This window comes from Lysinibacter sp. HNR (assembly GCF_029760935.1).
Classification (GTDB): Bacteria; Actinomycetota; Actinomycetes; order Actinomycetales; family Microbacteriaceae; genus HNR.
Window position 1 is genome coordinate 271,243 of sequence record NZ_CP121684.1, and the last position, 17,121, is coordinate 288,363.

The 17,121-nt window shown below is 53.4% G+C and carries 17 protein-coding genes; 9 read left to right on the top strand and 8 right to left on the bottom strand.

Annotation, left to right across the window (positions count from 1 at the left end; all coding sequences use genetic code 11):
* The first annotated feature begins 284 nt into the window (after positions 1-284).
* The 8 genes from ssb to FrondiHNR_RS01195 all read left to right on the top strand — a co-directional run bounded on the left by ssb (position 285) and on the right by FrondiHNR_RS01195 (position 4,255).
* Positions 285-722 (top strand): single-stranded DNA-binding protein, encoded by a 438-nt coding sequence (gene ssb, locus FrondiHNR_RS01160; RefSeq protein WP_279353428.1) that lies wholly within the window; start codon positions 285-287, stop codon positions 720-722.
* A 125-nt stretch (positions 723-847) separates the two neighbouring features.
* On the top strand, positions 848-1,552 hold the full coding sequence (locus FrondiHNR_RS01165) for an HNH endonuclease family protein (protein WP_279353429.1): 705 nt from the start codon (positions 848-850) through the stop codon (positions 1,550-1,552).
* A 2-nt stretch (positions 1,553-1,554) separates the two neighbouring features.
* Positions 1,555-1,881 (top strand): hypothetical protein, encoded by a 327-nt coding sequence (locus FrondiHNR_RS01170; protein ID WP_279353430.1) that lies wholly within the window; start codon positions 1,555-1,557, stop codon positions 1,879-1,881.
* A gap of 13 nt (positions 1,882-1,894) precedes the next feature.
* Positions 1,895-2,092 (top strand): hypothetical protein, encoded by a 198-nt coding sequence (locus FrondiHNR_RS01175; protein ID WP_279353431.1) that lies wholly within the window; start codon positions 1,895-1,897, stop codon positions 2,090-2,092.
* Positions 2,085-2,741, top strand: a complete 657-nt coding sequence (locus FrondiHNR_RS01180; protein WP_279353432.1) for a Fic family protein — start codon at positions 2,085-2,087, stop codon at positions 2,739-2,741. Before FrondiHNR_RS01175 ends, FrondiHNR_RS01180 begins: the two co-directional genes overlap by 8 nt.
* 571 nt (positions 2,742-3,312) lie before the next feature.
* Positions 3,313-3,537, top strand: coding sequence for a glutaredoxin-like protein NrdH (gene nrdH, locus FrondiHNR_RS01185; protein ID WP_279353433.1), 225 nt, complete (start codon positions 3,313-3,315; stop codon positions 3,535-3,537).
* A 34-nt stretch (positions 3,538-3,571) separates the two neighbouring features.
* Entirely contained in the window at positions 3,572-3,910 is a 339-nt protein-coding gene (locus FrondiHNR_RS01190; RefSeq protein WP_279353434.1) for a hypothetical protein, read from the top strand.
* A gap of 27 nt (positions 3,911-3,937) precedes the next feature.
* Positions 3,938-4,255: a hypothetical protein gene (locus FrondiHNR_RS01195; RefSeq protein WP_279353435.1), complete on the top strand. Its 318-nt coding sequence runs from the start codon at positions 3,938-3,940 to the stop codon at positions 4,253-4,255.
* A gap of 502 nt (positions 4,256-4,757) precedes the next feature.
* Here the strand turns inward: FrondiHNR_RS01195 and FrondiHNR_RS01200 are convergent.
* A complete protein-coding gene (locus FrondiHNR_RS01200; protein WP_279353436.1) occupies positions 4,758-5,165 on the bottom strand; it encodes a hypothetical protein in 408 nt (135 codons plus the stop codon).
* A 187-nt stretch (positions 5,166-5,352) separates the two neighbouring features.
* On the opposite strand from FrondiHNR_RS01200, the gene mobF reads away from it, so the two are divergent.
* A complete protein-coding gene (gene mobF / locus FrondiHNR_RS01205; RefSeq protein WP_279353437.1) occupies positions 5,353-9,339 on the top strand; it encodes a MobF family relaxase in 3,987 nt (1,328 codons plus the stop codon).
* 6 nt (positions 9,340-9,345) lie between these two features.
* Here mobF and FrondiHNR_RS01210 read toward each other — a convergent pair whose 3' ends face one another.
* The 7 genes from FrondiHNR_RS01210 to FrondiHNR_RS01240 are packed head-to-tail and all read right to left on the bottom strand — an operon-like array spanning position 9,346 to position 17,116.
* The gene (locus FrondiHNR_RS01210) at positions 9,346-9,786 is read right to left on the bottom strand and encodes a DUF4913 domain-containing protein (RefSeq protein ID WP_279353438.1); all 441 of its coding nucleotides are present in this window, start codon (positions 9,784-9,786) and stop codon (positions 9,346-9,348) included.
* On the bottom strand, positions 9,779-11,473 hold the full coding sequence (locus tag FrondiHNR_RS01215; RefSeq protein ID WP_279353439.1) for a TraG/TraD/VirD4 family protein: 1,695 nt from the start codon (positions 11,471-11,473) through the stop codon (positions 9,779-9,781). The genes FrondiHNR_RS01210 and FrondiHNR_RS01215 overlap by 8 nt, the downstream gene beginning before the upstream one ends.
* 11 nt (positions 11,474-11,484) lie before the next feature.
* The gene (locus tag FrondiHNR_RS01220; RefSeq protein WP_279353440.1) at positions 11,485-13,038 is read right to left on the bottom strand and encodes a hypothetical protein; all 1,554 of its coding nucleotides are present in this window, start codon (positions 13,036-13,038) and stop codon (positions 11,485-11,487) included.
* A 12-nt stretch (positions 13,039-13,050) separates the two neighbouring features.
* A complete protein-coding gene (locus FrondiHNR_RS01225; protein ID WP_347567111.1) occupies positions 13,051-14,568 on the bottom strand; it encodes an SCO6880 family protein in 1,518 nt (505 codons plus the stop codon).
* Between the two features lie 7 nt (positions 14,569-14,575).
* A complete protein-coding gene (locus FrondiHNR_RS01230) occupies positions 14,576-15,964 on the bottom strand; it encodes a hypothetical protein (RefSeq protein ID WP_279353443.1) in 1,389 nt (462 codons plus the stop codon).
* Between the two features lie 2 nt (positions 15,965-15,966).
* Positions 15,967-16,800, bottom strand: coding sequence for a hypothetical protein (locus FrondiHNR_RS01235; protein ID WP_279353444.1), 834 nt, complete (start codon positions 16,798-16,800; stop codon positions 15,967-15,969).
* A gap of 43 nt (positions 16,801-16,843) precedes the next feature.
* On the bottom strand, positions 16,844-17,116 hold the full coding sequence (locus tag FrondiHNR_RS01240; protein WP_279353445.1) for a hypothetical protein: 273 nt from the start codon (positions 17,114-17,116) through the stop codon (positions 16,844-16,846).
* Positions 17,117-17,121 lie beyond the last annotated feature (5 nt).

Sequence of the window (17,121 nt, forward strand, 5' to 3'; positions counted from 1 at the left end):
GCACGCGGTCGCAAGCTCCCTTATTTCGCGCAAAATTTTTCTCCCCGCTGCCCTACGGGTTGCACCCCGCGCGCTGCGTCTCGTCAATTTCATTACCAGGAAGCAACAAAAAATATTCAGCACAAGTGAAGGGGGAACACATGTCTCAGCAGCACGTCACGGTTTACACCCAAGACCGATAGTGCTGAGCGACGCCATCGCCGCCGAAATCCGCACCATCGTAAACCAGCTCTACATCGGATACCTAAAAACATCCACTAAACAACACACAAGGAGAAGAAACAATGAACACAACAATTATCGGCGCTCTCACCGCAGACCCCGAAGTACGCACCACCACGCAGGGCAAACCCTACGTAGTATTCACCGTGGCGCAAAACCGGAAGCACCTGAACCGTGACAAAACCACCACCTACGTACGTATCACCGTCTGGGACGAGTGGTCACAAAACATTGTTCAGTCCCTCACAAAAGGCATGCGAGTAATCTGCGTAGGCACCCTCGACACCCAAACCTGGGAAACCCGAACCGGTGAAAAGCGCTCCACTCTCATCCTCGATCCCATCGCCATCGGCCCCGATACGCGCTGGGCCACCATAACCACCACCAAAAACCCACCAGCAGCCCCGGTGCCGCCAGCAACTCCGGCACCAACGGATACTCCCGAAAACACCCTCACCGCCTGGCCCACCACCCAACCCGGAACCGACATCACCCACTAAAACACCCGGCGCTGGCAGAATAACCACTCACACCAAAGGAGATAAAGCAATGAAGGAATATTTCCGGCTTCAAACAGAACTTTTCGGATACTCAAAGCAATCGATTCCGACGAAGGAAGGGCGGCATGAAATCACGTAAAATAGCTACTGCAGTGCTGGCAATCTCGGTCGGCCTGCTCGCAAGCGGTGTATGGCTTCTCCAAAACGAGCCCACAACTTCAATCTATACTCCACCGGTGGAGGCCGATATTACTTCGCTCCCGAGTATCCCCGTGGCCGAGGCCCGCGAGCTGCTGGACAAGTTGCCGGTTGCCGAGTGGGACTGGTCCCAGGATTACGATAGAGCCGGGCAATTTGGGGACGGGTGGCAAGATCCTGATGGGAACCGCTGCGACGCCCGTAACGACGTTCTGCGTCGGGATCTGAATCAGACTGTTTTCGACACAGACAATTGTAGAGTGCTCTCGGGCGAACTCACCGACCCCTACACCGGCCAGGTGATTGCGTTCACGCGCGGCACCGAAACCTCGTCCGAGGTGCAAATAGATCACATCGTACCCCTACATAACGCCTGGCGCACCGGTGCGATGCAGCTCACCCTAGAAGAGCGCATCGCCCTGGCAAACGACCCCATGAATCTTGTCGCGGTCCAGGGCCGAGTAAACCAGCAAAAACGTGACAGCGCGGCCGATACATGGCTACCGCCCTCAACCGAGTTTCACTGTACCTATGTGCAAACCCAAATCACCGTCAAAGCAAAATATGGACTCGCGATCACCCCACCAGAAAAAGCCGTGATGCATAATGTTCTGTCTACCACGTGTGAGTAAGCATGAAGATTATGCAAAGAAAGCCATCTGAATTCGATGAAACTGTAGGGGGTATCCGACTTTCAGAACTCGCAGCACTAAAGTCACGGTGGGACGGTAATGCCGCAGCACAGATCTCATCTGCTGCGCTTGAAACCGCCCGGATATTTCTACAGTCCACCGAGAAAATGAAGATCAAACACCCTGGCGTATTCCCCACCGAAGAAGGGGGCGTACTCATCGAATGGGCTGATTCTTCTAGCGTCCACAGCATCGAGGTTTTCAACGGCGGCCGCTTCGAGACGTTCTCGCTACGTGCAGGTATTGATAGTAAACTAGAAGAAGACTGAAGGAGGCTTGTAGATGGTAATGCGTACAGACACAGCAGTGGTGAATCCTCGCGAGCGTGCCCGCCGCATCGACGAAGGCATCCATAGCGCAGCTATGGAAGGACTACACCCCAGCACTCAATGGCGCAAAGATGCCGCCGAATACTCAAACGGGCATATTGACACACACGAACTCGTCGCTCGTACCCGTGCCCGGTACGGTCTTGACTAAAATTCACGACCCCTACATCGACCCCCACACCGGGCTACTCCGTAACCTGGTAGGAGCGAAAACAAAGATCGACCTCGACACCGCCGAGGTCGATCTTTCACTGTCACGTCTCGCCGAACTCCTCGAAAACCCACCCCCACCCACCGGGGATCTCGACGAGCTACAAGCCATCCACTACCACCTATTTCGTGACGTGTATGACTGGGCCGGTGAACTCCGCACCGTAGACATCTGGAAAAACACCATCGGTTCGACCGCTTTTCAATCACGCACCGCCATCCCCATCGGAGTCAACTACGTCGCTCAACAGCTGCGCGATGAAAACATGCTACACGGGTTAAACCGCCAACAATTTATTGACCGCCTGGCGGTGCACTACGACGAACTCAATTACGCCCACCCATTCAGGGAAGGTAATGGCCGCACTCAGCGAATCTTTTGGAGCCGCATCGCGGCTGATGCCGGATGGCACCTCGACTGGCGCCGCACCAGCGGAACAGAAAACGATACCGCTTGCAGCCGTGCAATGGAACACGGCGACCTCACACTACTCCAACATATGTTTACCCGTGTCGTGCAAGCTCCGATAGAGATCCCCGGGAACGCCACGGTACAGCGCGCTGAGCAGATCTCACGACTATCACTCTAGAATCACAACCACACTCAGCGTGTACGCGTCTGGGCATTGCCGCCCAGACGCGGGCGTTTCCCTCGTGCTCCCCGTTCAATTTGGCAATAAAACCATAAATTACCAACGGTTCATCCCCGCTGCGCGGAGAACATACGACCTCGAGCTATTTGGGAGGAGTCTACGAAACGGTTTTTCTAGTCCCCACGAGGTTGAATAAATGAGCGGGGGTATTCCTGTGTGGGTCTGGGCATTGCCGCCCAGACGAGGGCGTTGCCCTCGTGCTCTCCACATAAACGGACGCTACGCGTCTGTGTTCCCTACCCGCTACGCGGGTAGAAATAAAGCTCTTTCGCCATGCTGGACCATGTAGAGTACCACCCACTCCACCACTCCACGCAAGCGCTGCGCGCCAGCTCCACCGAAAATTTTTGCACGCGTCGCTTCGCTCCTTATTTCGCGCAAAATTTTTCTCCCCCGCTGCCCTACGGGTTGCATTCCGGGCTCCGGGGCGGAATGAAGGGTCTTGCCAGCAGGCAAAAAAAATTGGCTGCTACGCAAACACAAGAACACCCGTAACCAAGGAGCCCCAATGTCACACGTCACCGTTTATAGCAAACCCAATTGTGTTCAATGCACTGCCACCTACAGGGCCCTTAAAAACGCTGGTATTGAATACACCGTTGTGGATCTCATCGACGACCCTACCGCTCTCAAAATGGTGACGGATCTTGGACACCAACAAGCACCCGTAGTCGTCACCGCCAACGATCACTGGTCAGGATTCCGACCCGACCTTATCAATAACATCCGCTAAACCAGACCTGTCTAGATGTAAAGGATAGAGAATAATGGCCCCTCGCATAAGCACCCCCGCTTCCACTACTCTCACTGAGTGGCTAGATCGTCTTATGACCGGTCAAATCGGTCTTCAGGATCTCCCGCCCGAAGTTGCCGCGTTTTACTATCTCGGGCACCACCACGGCACCCAGACCCAACAGCCACTCATTGACCACTTGCGCACACACCGCTGGATCAAATCCGACGAAATTATTAACGTGGCGTACGAGCTTATAGACACAATCAGCAACAGCGAAATCAATGTTGGAGAAATCGACTTTGCAGTACTTGTCCTCGGTATTCTCTGCCCCCTCGCACGCGGAGAACGCCCCAGCGATTACATCCACTAACCCTAAGAAGAAAGAAAAGAAAAACCAATGATCAACACCAACACCACCATTACCCCCGGAACCATCTTCTACAGCTCATGGGGATACGAGCAAACCAATATTGACTTCTACGAGGTGGTGCGCGTCACCACCAAAACGGTCACCCTACGCCCTATTGGTGCGAGTAGAACGGAAACGATTAGCGCCATGAGCGGCACTGTCACTCCGAAACCGGGTGAGTTCACCGGGCAGGAGTTCCGCCGTACAATAATCAACTACGGCGATGCCCCAATGGTGAGAATTAACGCGATTGCAAACGCTAGCCTGTGGGAAGGCAAACCTCTGTTTACATCCTCCTGGTACTAAATACGTGAAGGCCCCCGGCACAACCGGGGTCCTTCACGTTTAACCGAAATCGCTTTCAGACCACAAAGGCGTTTGATCTGTTTCAGAAACTCCTGCGGCCAACACCATTTCTAAAGACTCACCGCGCAAGAGCGCATCACGTAACGCTAAGGATCGGCCCCGAGCTCCACGCGTATCCCTCAACGGCCCTGCGGGTCGGTGCCGACGCTGCGCCCACTGAGCCCGATTCTCTTGCGGCGTGGTCGGCATCATATCGGCCACGTTCTGACACAAAGGATTATCGCACTGATGCGCCAACACCGGTGTGTCACGTACCGACTGCACACCGTAGGCCAACGCCCACGCAAACCGGTGCGCTATCACAACATTCCCGCTCTCTATCCAAAACCTTCCGTGACCACGGCCGGAAATCGCACCAACCCACCAGAGACAGGACGACCCCGGAACGAGCCGAATAAACGACTGATAGCGCCGCACGGTCCGTTCAGACCGTATCGCCCGATCAAACGGTTCCACCGTCACCCTCATAAGCAGCACTAGAAATAGGGAAAGACGCAGCCCCGCTATCGGTGTCCATAGTATGCACCGGTGCTGACACAGACGATTCTTCTTCGGAAAGCGATTCATCAACCTTCTTCAACCGACGCAACTCCACCCGTGAAATTTCAAGCAAATCCGCAATCCGAGCATCCGACTCGCCCAAGACACTTAAATCTAAAATAATTTTCCGTTGCTGCGCAACTATCCCGAGCCGCTCCGCTTCCAATCCAAGAAGTTCTTCCTCCGCGAGAAAGAAACCAGTGAGGGCATCATCAATTTTCGTCTCGCGTTCGATACGTTCCGCATCCAACGCAAGACGACGTTCTCGGGCGCGTGAACGCGCCCGAGTTTTATCTATATTTCTTGCCAACTTTTTCCTTTCTCTTAACTATTTCTTTTCATCAATACCTAACACCATAACAAACTTTTTCCGTTGCTTTCTTCACATCTTACATATCATCTATGTGTATTTTTCTCGCTCTGCTACTTACACACCTCATGCACTACAGTGAGTGGTGGTCGAAAAACACGATTTTCTGCGTCATAATGAGTTCATGATGACTGTTCATAAGCTGACCGCCGGTACCGGTTATACGTACCTGACGGATCAGGTTGCGACCGGTGATTATCTCCGTGACCCTAACCGGGAACTTACCGATTATTATGTAGTGGACGGTCAGCCTGCGGGACAATGGTTCGGTTCTGGTGCACAGATTCTAGGCCTTAAGGGTGAGGTTACTGAAGAGCAAATGGAAGCTCTTTTTGGGGAGGGACGTCACCCTAACGCCGATCAGCTCATTGCGGAAGCTATGGAGCAGGGGGCTACTCTGGAAGAAGCTATGCACGCTTCTCAGCTGGGGCGTGCGTATCCACAGTTAGAACAAACTGAGGATGATGGGTGGAACGACGCTATTAAAAAAGCATATGAAGAGTTCCGGGTAACGAATGATCGTAACCCGGATGCGGGTGTTGAACGGGATTTATTACGGTGGAATACAGCAGGAAAATTTTTAGCAGAAGGTATTTCTGATGTTGAACGTCACCGTTTTCTTGCGGAACGTGGCAGGGAACAACGCCAAGCTGTAGCTGGATTTGACCTGGTCTTTACACCGGCTAAAAGTGTTTCTGTTTTGTGGGCGATCGGGGACGAACACACCCAGAAAGCTATTAAAGAAGCTCATGATGCGGCCTGGCAGAAAACAATAGAGTGGGTAGAAAAAGAAGGATGTGTGACCCGTCGAGGTGCGAAAGGGATTGCTCAAGAATCTGCAGACGGGTTGACTGCAGCCGCATTTGAACACCATGATTCCCGTGCGGGAGATCCGAACCTGCACACGCATGTGGCTATCTCCGCGAAGGTTCGTGCGTCTTCTGACGGGCAGTGGAATAGCCTGGATGCGCGGGTGCTGTACTCACTCAATGTGGCTGCATCAGAGCAATACAACGCCCGAATAGAGCAGGAGATCAGTAACCGTTTAGGACTGAAATTTGAAGATGTCTCCCGCGGTCGTGGAAAACGTGCGGTCCGCGAAATCGCGGGTGTTTCTTCTGAGTTAGTGCGTTCTTTTTCATCACGTCGGCAATCTATTGAAGCCGAATATGACCGACGACTGCAGTCCTATAGGGAACGTCACGGAACCTTGCCTTCTAAGAAGGTTCAGTACGCAATGCGACAGGAAGCAACCCTGTCTACTCGTCAAGCAAAAGGTGAAATAAAACGGCTTTCTGAACAGCGTATCGGCTGGCAAAAACAGGCTCACAGTATTTTAGGAAGCCGTAAAGCTGTTCGGGAAATGCTCGATGCTACCCGCACCGCTGAAAAAACCAGCACCTATTTTTATGAGGTGACTGACGGTCTCAGCGTTGATTTAGCAACCTGTGATTTGGGCCAGGTTGTCGAACACATTACTACGAGGATTGGAGAATCTCACACCACTTGGACGACGTGGACGGTGCAGGCAGAGTGCAGCCGTGTCGCACGTGGACTTGTGGCTGTACACGGTGGGAACGTAGCGGATGTCACCCAGGAACTCTCGGCTGCAGTGCATCGTACCGGATTGATTTCTGTGGAAGCCCCGGCAGCTAACCAGGTGCCGTATGTGATGCGTCGACGCTCCGGGGAGAGCATCTACACGATACAAGGCGGCGGGCGGTTCACCTCTCAAAAAGTGTTGGATAACGAAGACTATTTATTGAAAGCATCAACAACCGAGCGTTCGGTTGTTGTCGAGAAAACCCATCTGACATCCGCGATTAAACACTTTGAACATCGTCAGGGTCGAACCCTAAACGACGGGCAACGAGCCTTAGCTGAAAGCTTCGCCTGCAGCCCGAGAGCATTGGTTGCAGGGATTGGACCAGCTGGATCAGGTAAGACCTCTGCGATGGCTGCGATGGCTGCAGCTGTCACACACAGCGGTGGTAATGTCATTGCGTTGGCACCGTCTGTGGTGGCTGCTGATGTATTGGGGACTGACATTGGTGCTCCTGCACACACCCTCCATAAATTCTTACTCGTACATAACGAGTGGGAGCATATTCCAGCTGAGTATCGACTCACCCAGTCGTCGGTGATCCTGGTTGATGAGGCCGGTATGGCTGGCACCGGTCGCCTCGCAGATATCCAACGAGTCGCTGACCAGTATGGTGCCCGGGTGCGGCTGTTGGGAGATCCTGCCCAGTTATCATCGGTGGATGCTGGGGGAGCGTTACGTATGATTGCTAACCGTACCCCCACTGTCACGTTGACACAGGTTCACCGGTTCAAAGACCCTGCAGAAGCAAAAGCATCACTGCTGATTCGTGACGGTGTGCCGGAAGGTATCGCCTACTACGCTGACCGTGGACGACTTATCGGGGGAGCACGTGCGGGCATGTTGGAAGAGATCTTTGCGAACTGGGAAACCGATACCCGCTACGGGAAAAACTCGCTGATGGTGGCCACCACAAACGAGGAGGTTGCCCAACTCAACAGCCAAGCTCGTATCGAAAGAATCAGTAATAAGCTCACTCACCCGGGCCGAAACGATATCCAGCTGCACGACGGAACTCTTGCCTCACGCGGTGATATTGTGGTGACCCGGTTCAACCAGTCCTCCCTGACCAACCCGACACACACAAAAACAGTACGCAACGGAGACCTCTGGCAGGTATTACGAACCCGAGCAGATGGGTCCATGCTGGTCAAAGATCCGGAGACTAAAGCAAAAATTGTTTTGCCGGCTGAGTACGTGGCTGAGCATGTGGAACTGGGATATGCCACTACTGCGCATCGCACGCAGGGCATCACAGTGGACAGCGCACACGTTCTGGTGGACTCATCGATTGCCCGCGAAAACCTGTACGTGGCGCTGACCCGTGGTAAAGAAATGAACCGAATGTATGCGGTCACAGATTCCCCGGTGGCGTATACCTCCGAGTACGCACCCACCCCAGCATCAGCAGCACAAGACATTATCGAGCTTGCTCTACTACGTGAAAACGCAGAGAAAGCCGCTACCGACCATATACAGGACAATCTTAATTATGAGTATTCGCTCGAAAAACTTATTCCTGAGTATAAGGATGCGTATACCCGTCTGCTGGATCCAGAGCTTCGTGAACGTATGCAGCAGGCCATTCTCGACGGGATGACTCCTGAACGGGGCGCACGGGTGCTGGCGGATGAATCCTGGCCCGCACTTGAACAACGACTTATGCTCCACGAAGCAAGCCTCACCACGGATGGGCAGGGAAATGTTGCAGAGCGTCTGGCAGACATAGTTCGAGAGGCCGAAGCCTCCCGGGACTTTAACGATGCCCGCAGCGCGGCCCAAATTATGCATTACCGTGTGGCGGAGCCCGATGTTACGCATCTGGATCGTTCGTTACCGCCGGGTATACCCATGCTCAGCGCTGAGCCTCTTCCCGGGCAGCATGCAGAGGTTCACGCGTGGCTGAGCCGACATGTCGACCTCATCCGCTCCGCTTATGCAGAGTTACGAGGAACGTCCGTTGTAGAGCCTCTCTCCGTCGCATCTGAAACGAAGGCGCACCATCAGGAGCAGCCGCAGCTGAAACCGCGTCGGCGAGTAGCCTTCGAAGAAGTCGCTACTGAATCCAGAACACGACCGACCATTCAAGCCGAACGGAACCTACCTGACCCAGAGCGTCGTGCACGTATACAGCAGGCCATTCTCGACGGGATGACACCCGTACGCGGCGCACGGGTGCTGGCGGATGAATCCTGGCCTGCACTCGAACAACGACTCATCCAGCACGAAGCACAGCTTGCGAAAGACGGGCACGGAAATGTGGCCGAGCGTTTGGCACGCATGGTTCGTGACGCTGAATCGGCCCGAGACTTTGACGATGCCCGCAGCGCGGCCCAAATTATGCATTACCGGGTGGGAGACCCCGAACCTCGCATCCAAGAAAAACAACGTGAAGCTGCTGTGAATCGGACTGACCCGAGTCGTGCTGCAGAGCGTCGTGCACGCGAACAGGCACAAGCTCAGAACGCGCCGCGACAGCAACAACGACCCTCGTTCGGACGTGACCTCTAACCTCGATCAGCTGTGTGAGTGAAGGTCTTCTGAGCGCAGAGGAAGTTTTTGTTCGGTGGTGGGTTCGTGTTTTTGGTGACGACCGCAGCGCAGAAAGATTCCCAAACGACCAAACAAAACTCCGTGGTGTCGGTCCCAGTGGTTGACCCACCATGACGATAATGTGCCTTCGGCTTCATCGGTGAGATACATGAGCCAGAGGGCGTGTAACCGGTCGACCGCTTCGGGATGGTCATACCATTGAGGACACCACGCATAGTTATCGGGTACCCACTCCACCCGACTTAACCGTTTCACCACCCACATATAAAACGGTGCCCAATGAGCCTCCGCCACCCCATCCGGAAGATCAACCGGTGGATGCGGCGGACCCTGGGCGTGAACCGGGACCTCGTCCATATCGAGCGATGCAAAAACAAGTGGTTGAGAAAGCTCATCATCAGACATAATTGATCTCCGGTGCGCGGGAGAGTATTTTCATGAGTTCGGGATCCTCGAACGAGGGAATGATTTTTATCATGGTAGATACTCCGTTCGAGGTTCGAACCACAGCGTGCCACTCGGGAAGGTCCGCAAGCTCCGCCACGGTGATGACATCTGTTTCTCGTGTGGAGCTGGAATGACTCGTGGTGATACCCCCAGAATGTTGTGACGTCGTGATGGGTTTATCATACTTACCAAAAAGCGCCGCCAACATCCGCAGCCATTCAGTATCATCGCTGCCACCTCCATACACCTTAACACCCGCAGAGTCCCACAACAGCTTCCAGCGGGACTCCCCGAAGAGGGCTACTCCTTGTGACTTGGACTGCCAATAAGACGACACTACAATTCCCATTGACCCAAAGTAGGTGTACCAATCAGGAAGCTTCTTGAGCTTCACGACATTCCCACACTCGTCTAAATCTGCAACCAAGGGTAAAGGCAGACGCCCTCCACGGCGCTGGGCTTCACGTTTACAGGCGTTCAAGACTGCCTCCACCAGGGCAGATACAAACGCTGTCACGGTGCCCGCACTTTCCTCGGAGAGCATCAGGAGAGTGTCCTTGCTCGTAATAAAGTGATCAGGCTCAAACTCGGGAATCCCAGGCTGCGGGGTCACCCATTGCATCAGACGATCATGTACCATCGGGGAGGCCATACGTTGCGCGGACGCAGCCACAGAACCGCGTGTGCGATCAGGTTGCCGAGACATTCCGAACAAAGATGCCGCTGCTCCCCGGTGGCGGCCTGTCTGGTGCAAAATGTCATACGGAGTGGTGAAGTCTTCCCCAGAAACCCAATCAAACACGTCACTAAGCGTGCCAGTTGGAGTAATCGCGGCCGCCAAAATACACCAGGCTAAAAAGTCTCGACCCTGCGAATCAAACTGCTTATCTCCCTTATCACTTTCAACAACGTTTGCCGTTTCAAAAATTACTGCTAAATCATGAGCCTCTTCAGAATTCGTAATTCCCGCCAAAAGATTGATAGTAAAGGCAGGCCGGGACGCCTTACGAAAAATGTTTTGCTGATCAAAAACCCAAATCCGCCCTGCTGGATGAGCCGCTTGTCGTAATGCGATAACTTCTCGGATCCCATCGACCTTATTCATCGTCAACATGTAAGCTCCGGGAGCATAGTATGAGTGCCGGACAACCTCACCAAAAGTTTTGCCGCGACCCGGCGCCCACACATGCACACTGCACTGCCGAAACCCCTGATAAACCCAGCCGCGATCACCCACAAGAATTTTCCCGAGATGAAGCCCCGGCGCACCGTGCCCCACTAAATCAGGATGGAGCTGAGCGAGTTCGCGTGTGCGGGCTCGCTCTTGTATCCGTCGCACATGGGAAGGAGAGGACATTCTGCTCGTGGACTTTTTATGTGCATTACGCGGCCGGGTATTCGCTTGAGGTTTTACCGCCCACAGAACGAGTCCGACCAGGAAGATGGTGCTTCCCAGAATAAGCAGCCAAGTGGTTGCGGCAGGCCACACCGCACGATCATACATGAACGCAAGAATCATCTCTAAAGGATTTACCGGTAGCGGGGCACTGCCCGGTGTCAGGAAATTACCGAGGTGAATAAGCCCCCACAAACAAAAAATAACTAGAGCAAACCCGCACCAGACGACTACTTTTCCGGTCCTCATGACTTTTCTCCTTACGTGGCACGTACCGCTTCAATGGCCCCAGCCCAGGCTTCGTTCGTATCGTGAATTCGCTTCTCTGGCTCCGTGAGCTTGACAGAAAATGGAATACCGGGGAACTCGCCGGTTTTGAGCATGAATTTTCCACGGCCGGGAGGAGGAGTCACTTCATTTGTACTGGGATTTACGGTGCCTTCGGAAGACCAGGATACGAGCCATTCTTTCTCCTGATTAGAAAACCGGCGTACCTTCTCTAATAAAGGCATTTCGTTACGGGCAAGACCACCAAGGTAGAGCACCGCGGAGCGTTCCACAAATCCAATAGCTATTTTGGTCAGCTCCGGGGTGGACAGCTCCAAGTCTTTCATTGAGTGCGTGATTTGGAGTTGTCCGAGACCTTCGGTCCGGTTGATACGGGTGATCCCGTCGATCCGGTAGACGCTGCCTTCCCACGCGCGGAGGATCTGCCACAGCTCATCCATAATCATCATGTGGTGTACTTCAGGAGCAAGCGGGATCCCAAACATATCTTTTTCATCCGCTAAGATTTTGGCGCAGGATGCTCCGGCTTGACCATATGACCAGCACACCAACTGAATGGCTGCGCGAAGGAGGGTGTCGTTTTCATCGACGCCTGCCACGTTGAAGCAGACGGAAGCATCCAACGGCATTTCTTCTGTCGTATGTCGACAAAAAACATCCCCGAAAGGGCCGTGTTTCCCGAGACCGTTGAGCCCTGTAAGAAGGTCTCGGACCTGTGCGTCATATTCCTTATCAGTAATTTCAAGAATCTGGGCGCGAATCTGTGGATGCCGCGACGCCACCACTCCTTGTACGTCAGAGGGCAACGGTTGACGATTCTCGTGAGCTGCATTTTCAGACGCAATTTTAATAGCAATAGAAAGGATGGTGGTTTCAGAGTTTTTCTCGGTGAGGCTCCGTTGGAGGAGGAACTCGATTAACCCTTGGAGAACGTTGAGGCGTCGCCCGTGTATTCCAGCTTCGACCGTTTTTCGGGTTTCGGGGGAGAGCTTGTGTAACCAATTTTTCCACGGCCCACAATCCAGGGGATTAATGCCACCGATACTTCGCCCCAGGTTGATAACTTTGCCACCGTTTTCCAGAGTAAATCCAACATAATCCGGTTTCAGATCTCCTAGAACGAGTACCAGGTGTCCGACGTCAACGAGGTAGGTTGCAACGCGTACACCCAGTGACGATTTACCGCGCCCGTTCAGGCCCAACATGAACCCAGAGGGAGAGGAGGTAATCCCATTAATGAAATAGCTGATAGGGTCCCCGCACACGGTGGAATGATTCAGAAGGTTGGTTCCTAATGGGGCACCAATGAGGTGTGATGAGGCACTTAGAATAAACGGAAAGAATCCGCAGATTTGGGCACTGCTAGCCTCAAATTCAGGCGGTGCTTCTACGTAGAGGTGTGCCCCGTGATTGCGTCCCGCAATCCCGGACGAAGATAGACCCGGCACATAGTCACGGGTGGTAGAGGTGTTATTGGTTTCATTACGGAAGATAAATTTATCGATCAGATCATCAAAAAATCCCATTGTTGGGGCTCCTTACAAAGCTTCTAAAACGGAAGGTTTGATAGTGGCGTGCCGACTGGGGATGCTTCCCAGTCCCAATGCCAGAGCGAACGCGGCGTCCTCGTTACCGAAAGAATCCCGAATTTGGAGTTGCACCCCGGTATTACACGCCCGACGCGCGGCAGCTTCTGCTCGCGCAAGTTTTTCGTGATCATCGACCGTGATCGTAATCAGAATTGAAAAACGATACACAGCCGCACCTTTCGCCTGCTCGGCTTCTGCGGCGCGTGCTTTTTGTAGTTTCAGGAGTTGAGCCTGAGTAACAGCGTTACCCTGTTGATTGATCTCAAATTGCGCGTTATTGACGGCCGCACCCACTCGAGCGGCACTGGCCTCAGGCGACATGGGACGGTAGATTAATGTCACGCGTTTCTGCTCTGATACAGAGTCGGGTTGCAGAAGAGCATGAAGACTATTTTCACGAAAAATACCAGCGGGCGGTTTCCACGCCTGCAACGTTCGCGAAAATCCTGAACCATGACGATAATAATCATGGTGGGCGGTTGCGTAGGACGGTCCTACATCATGCCACGTCAAACCTGTACCGGTCTGAGTCATTCGGGCTGTTTCAACAGCTAAGGCCGTTGACGGATTATATGCGCAGTATGTTTGGTCAATAATGTCTTCAGGTTCAAGTAGAGCAACGGCTCCGGCACCTGACCCCGCGAGATATTCAATCAGCGAGGGAATGATAACGCTTACATCAGCGGCGAGCTCGTCGGGAGTGCGGCTTTTTAGTCCCTCATCCTTGATTTCGGCGGCGCTGAACGTCACCATGACACGCTGTTCAATCCGGGGCACTCCCTTATTGAGAGAATCCACAATAAGATCTACTGTTGAGGTCGCGTTCTCAGGAACTTGGCCGACCCGACTGCGGTGCCGTGCCGTGTCCACTGCTGCTGGTAGCCGCATTCCCGGATCACGAGTTGATTGTGTGGTGACTATGACCTGAACAATGTCTAATGTGGTAGCAATATTACGCAGATACGCGGCCCACCCATCAACCAGACCGTCAATATCATCCTGGTCACGAAGCCCGGTGCCACCGCCTTCAGCACCAAAGAAAATAGTGCCAGTGTGGGCTTTTGGGTCCCATAGAAAAGCAAAACGACGCCCGTAATGGTCGTGATATTGACGCATCTGTGTACTAGCCAAAATACCGGGGGCACGGTATGACGAGTCTGGCAGCGTCGACGCGGGACCTGCAATATATGTCGTGGCGCCTTTACGTTTCGCTTTGCGAAAAAGATACCGACCCACCCAGGTTTCAGGACGCGATCTTCCACGACTTTTTCCCGTTTGAAGCACGATAACGCTCGTGATGCCAAGGAGCAAGGAAATCATGCTGTAGAGCACTCCGCCGCTAAACATCAGAATAAGCGTAATGGCAGCCGCTACGAGTGCGACCGCACTAGCGGCCATGCCTACTCCTAAATAACCTGCCTTCTTTGGGATGGAGATGTTTCCGTATGTATACCCTTCAGTGCTCATGATTTCCTTACTCCTTCGAATCAATGCCCTGGTCAAGTTGGGCAATTGTGGATTGAAATTGGTATAGGGCCTGGTTCCGCATGATCGCGCCGCGATCCCCGGCACCTGTCGTTGGTTGTGATGCGAGCGGTATCTTTTCGGGCTCAGTCGGGCCAGAAGGCTGTTTCTGTGATGACCCTGCCCCTGATGCGGTTTGAGCCTGGTCACCGGTGACGGTGTGGGGGGTTTCTTTGTTTTCCTGGTCTTTCACTCCGGACGAGGATGTTTCAGATGGTTTGTTGTCGGGCTGGTTAATCCCAGACGTAGTATCAGGCGAGCCAGTCGAGCTGCTGCCCATGCCAGGAGTAGCCCCGGCTGCTCCTGAACCGGAGTTGCCCCCAGCAGCCCCTGTGCTGGCTCCGGCCGCTCTCGTACTGGCACCTCCACCAGCACCAGCCGCCGCACCGGCGGAGGCTCCACCAGTGATTGCTCCAGTAGCGAGAAGTGCCGCACCAAGAAGCATGCTTCCAGCGCCACCACCGGATGAACCGGAAGCCATTGAGGGGACGATTACTCGCAAAAGTGCGGGGAGTGCTATTGCCGCAACACAAATGATGGTAACCCCGTATAGCATTTGTAGAACGGTTTGCCCACCTGGTTGGTCACCGGAAATTCCTCCGGTGATTCCGCGCATCAGTGCTATGCCGCTCCCGTAGATCACCCCAGCCACCGGCTTATAGAGAACGAGGGCGAGGATCCACCCGAGCACTTTTTTGAGAGATTTATTACCTTGTTCAATAAAAGACCCGGCGGCCGCTGCCGGGAGCAATCCTCCCATCACGGTAATAGCGCCGTAGCTGAAGAAGAGGAAAAACATGTTGATGATTGACCCGATAAGCGCGATCGGTATCAGAACAATCATCAGAACCAGAACGCCAACTGTTTCACTACCAACAACGGCACCGGTTCCTCCGAAGAGTTGCCCCATACCATCCTCAAATGTTCCGCCAGATATTTGCTGGACAAGCCACGGCGATACCATGTCAGAAACCTGCAGCAAAATCGTTATTGTAGCTAAACCGGCACCGGAGAAAAAGATCACACGTAGAATCGCAAACGCTCCGGTGATTGTTGCCTCTCGGCTCCGGCGAATAAGAATCGTGGGCAGGAAGATGGCCATTGAAATCATTCCAACAAAAGGAACAAACGCCTTGGTATAAAACATGATGCGTTCGGCCGGGGCAGCTCCACTCTCACCGATCAAGCTTGGTGATGGTACGCTCAACCACCATGCACCTACACCCTTGATCGCTTCGGTGAGGCCTTGAACCATTGCGCCGACAATGGTAGCAAGGACACTGCCCGCAGCAGCTCCAGCGATATCACCGATCCAATCGAAAAGACCGTAAATGACCACTATTACTCCCACCCGTCTTGGGCGCTGGGTCCCCATGGAACAAAAGGTGCTCCGGGAGAAAAGACACCGCCGTGCATCCAATCTTCGGATGTGGCAGGAACGATTCGCCAATCATCCTCTGACCAGGTCAAACGCACACTAACAAAAAAACGGTTATCCATACTTTTATTGAGGACACTTTCATACACCACCTCGATCACCGCTTCGTCCGGAGAATAGGACGCAACGGTGTAGCCGATTGGTTCTACCGCTTTTGTCGCCTGTGTATCAGTGCCAGGACGCTCATGATTCAAAATTGCGGTAACTTTTTTTGCTAACCGATCTGTGAGGTCTCCGGGCACTAACGCGTAGCTGAGTAGAGCAGGAGTACGTGTGGTGGGGGCGTCGACGTTCAGGTTCGATGTGTAGTGGGATGCTGCAACTAATGCTCCTGTCATGGTGTGGGAAAAACCCACGGTTGATCCTTCGTGGCTGAGGCATGGACCAGCCCCAGCCACCCGGGGAACAGGGAAAAACCCGATAATCTCCCACCCTGACGTATTCGGAGGATCACTCGAAATATCGGTTGCTGTGTCGTTCCGGCAGGAGGACGATACAGCAGCTGGGGTAGGTGTGGTTGTTTGGTGTGCTGTGGGAGGTGCTGGGATGCTGTGTGACTCCGGAGGAGTACCTGCCACAACACGCACAGTAACCGCGATCACAGCAAATAATGTAATACCCACGAACATGCCGATGAGTAACCCTTTTGTGCGGTTGCGTTGGGCACCCGTGAGATCTTCAGGATGCTTGACTGCGTTAATGTTTTGCGACCAAAAGCCTGATTTTTTCTTTGCCATGCTTTCCTTCACAGAAGTGGGAGTCTTAAATGTATGAGGGTCTCTAGGGAGCTATTGCATTCCAGATTGCGCCAGAAGCCCCCAGAATGATCGCTAAAATAAGTGGCCATGCTGGGGCTTCGGCATCAACTTCTGCATTTTTCTTTCGTGCTCGTGCTGCTGCAACGAGTCCGCCAATAAAAAATAGAAACAGAATGAATCCGGCGCCCCATAAAGCCCAAGTCACAATGGTGTCGAGGTTTTCTAATCCAGGTGGTCTCGCTCCTTGGAGGTTGCTGTAGTCAGCTCGAACAATTTTTATGAGAAATGTGGACAATGTTT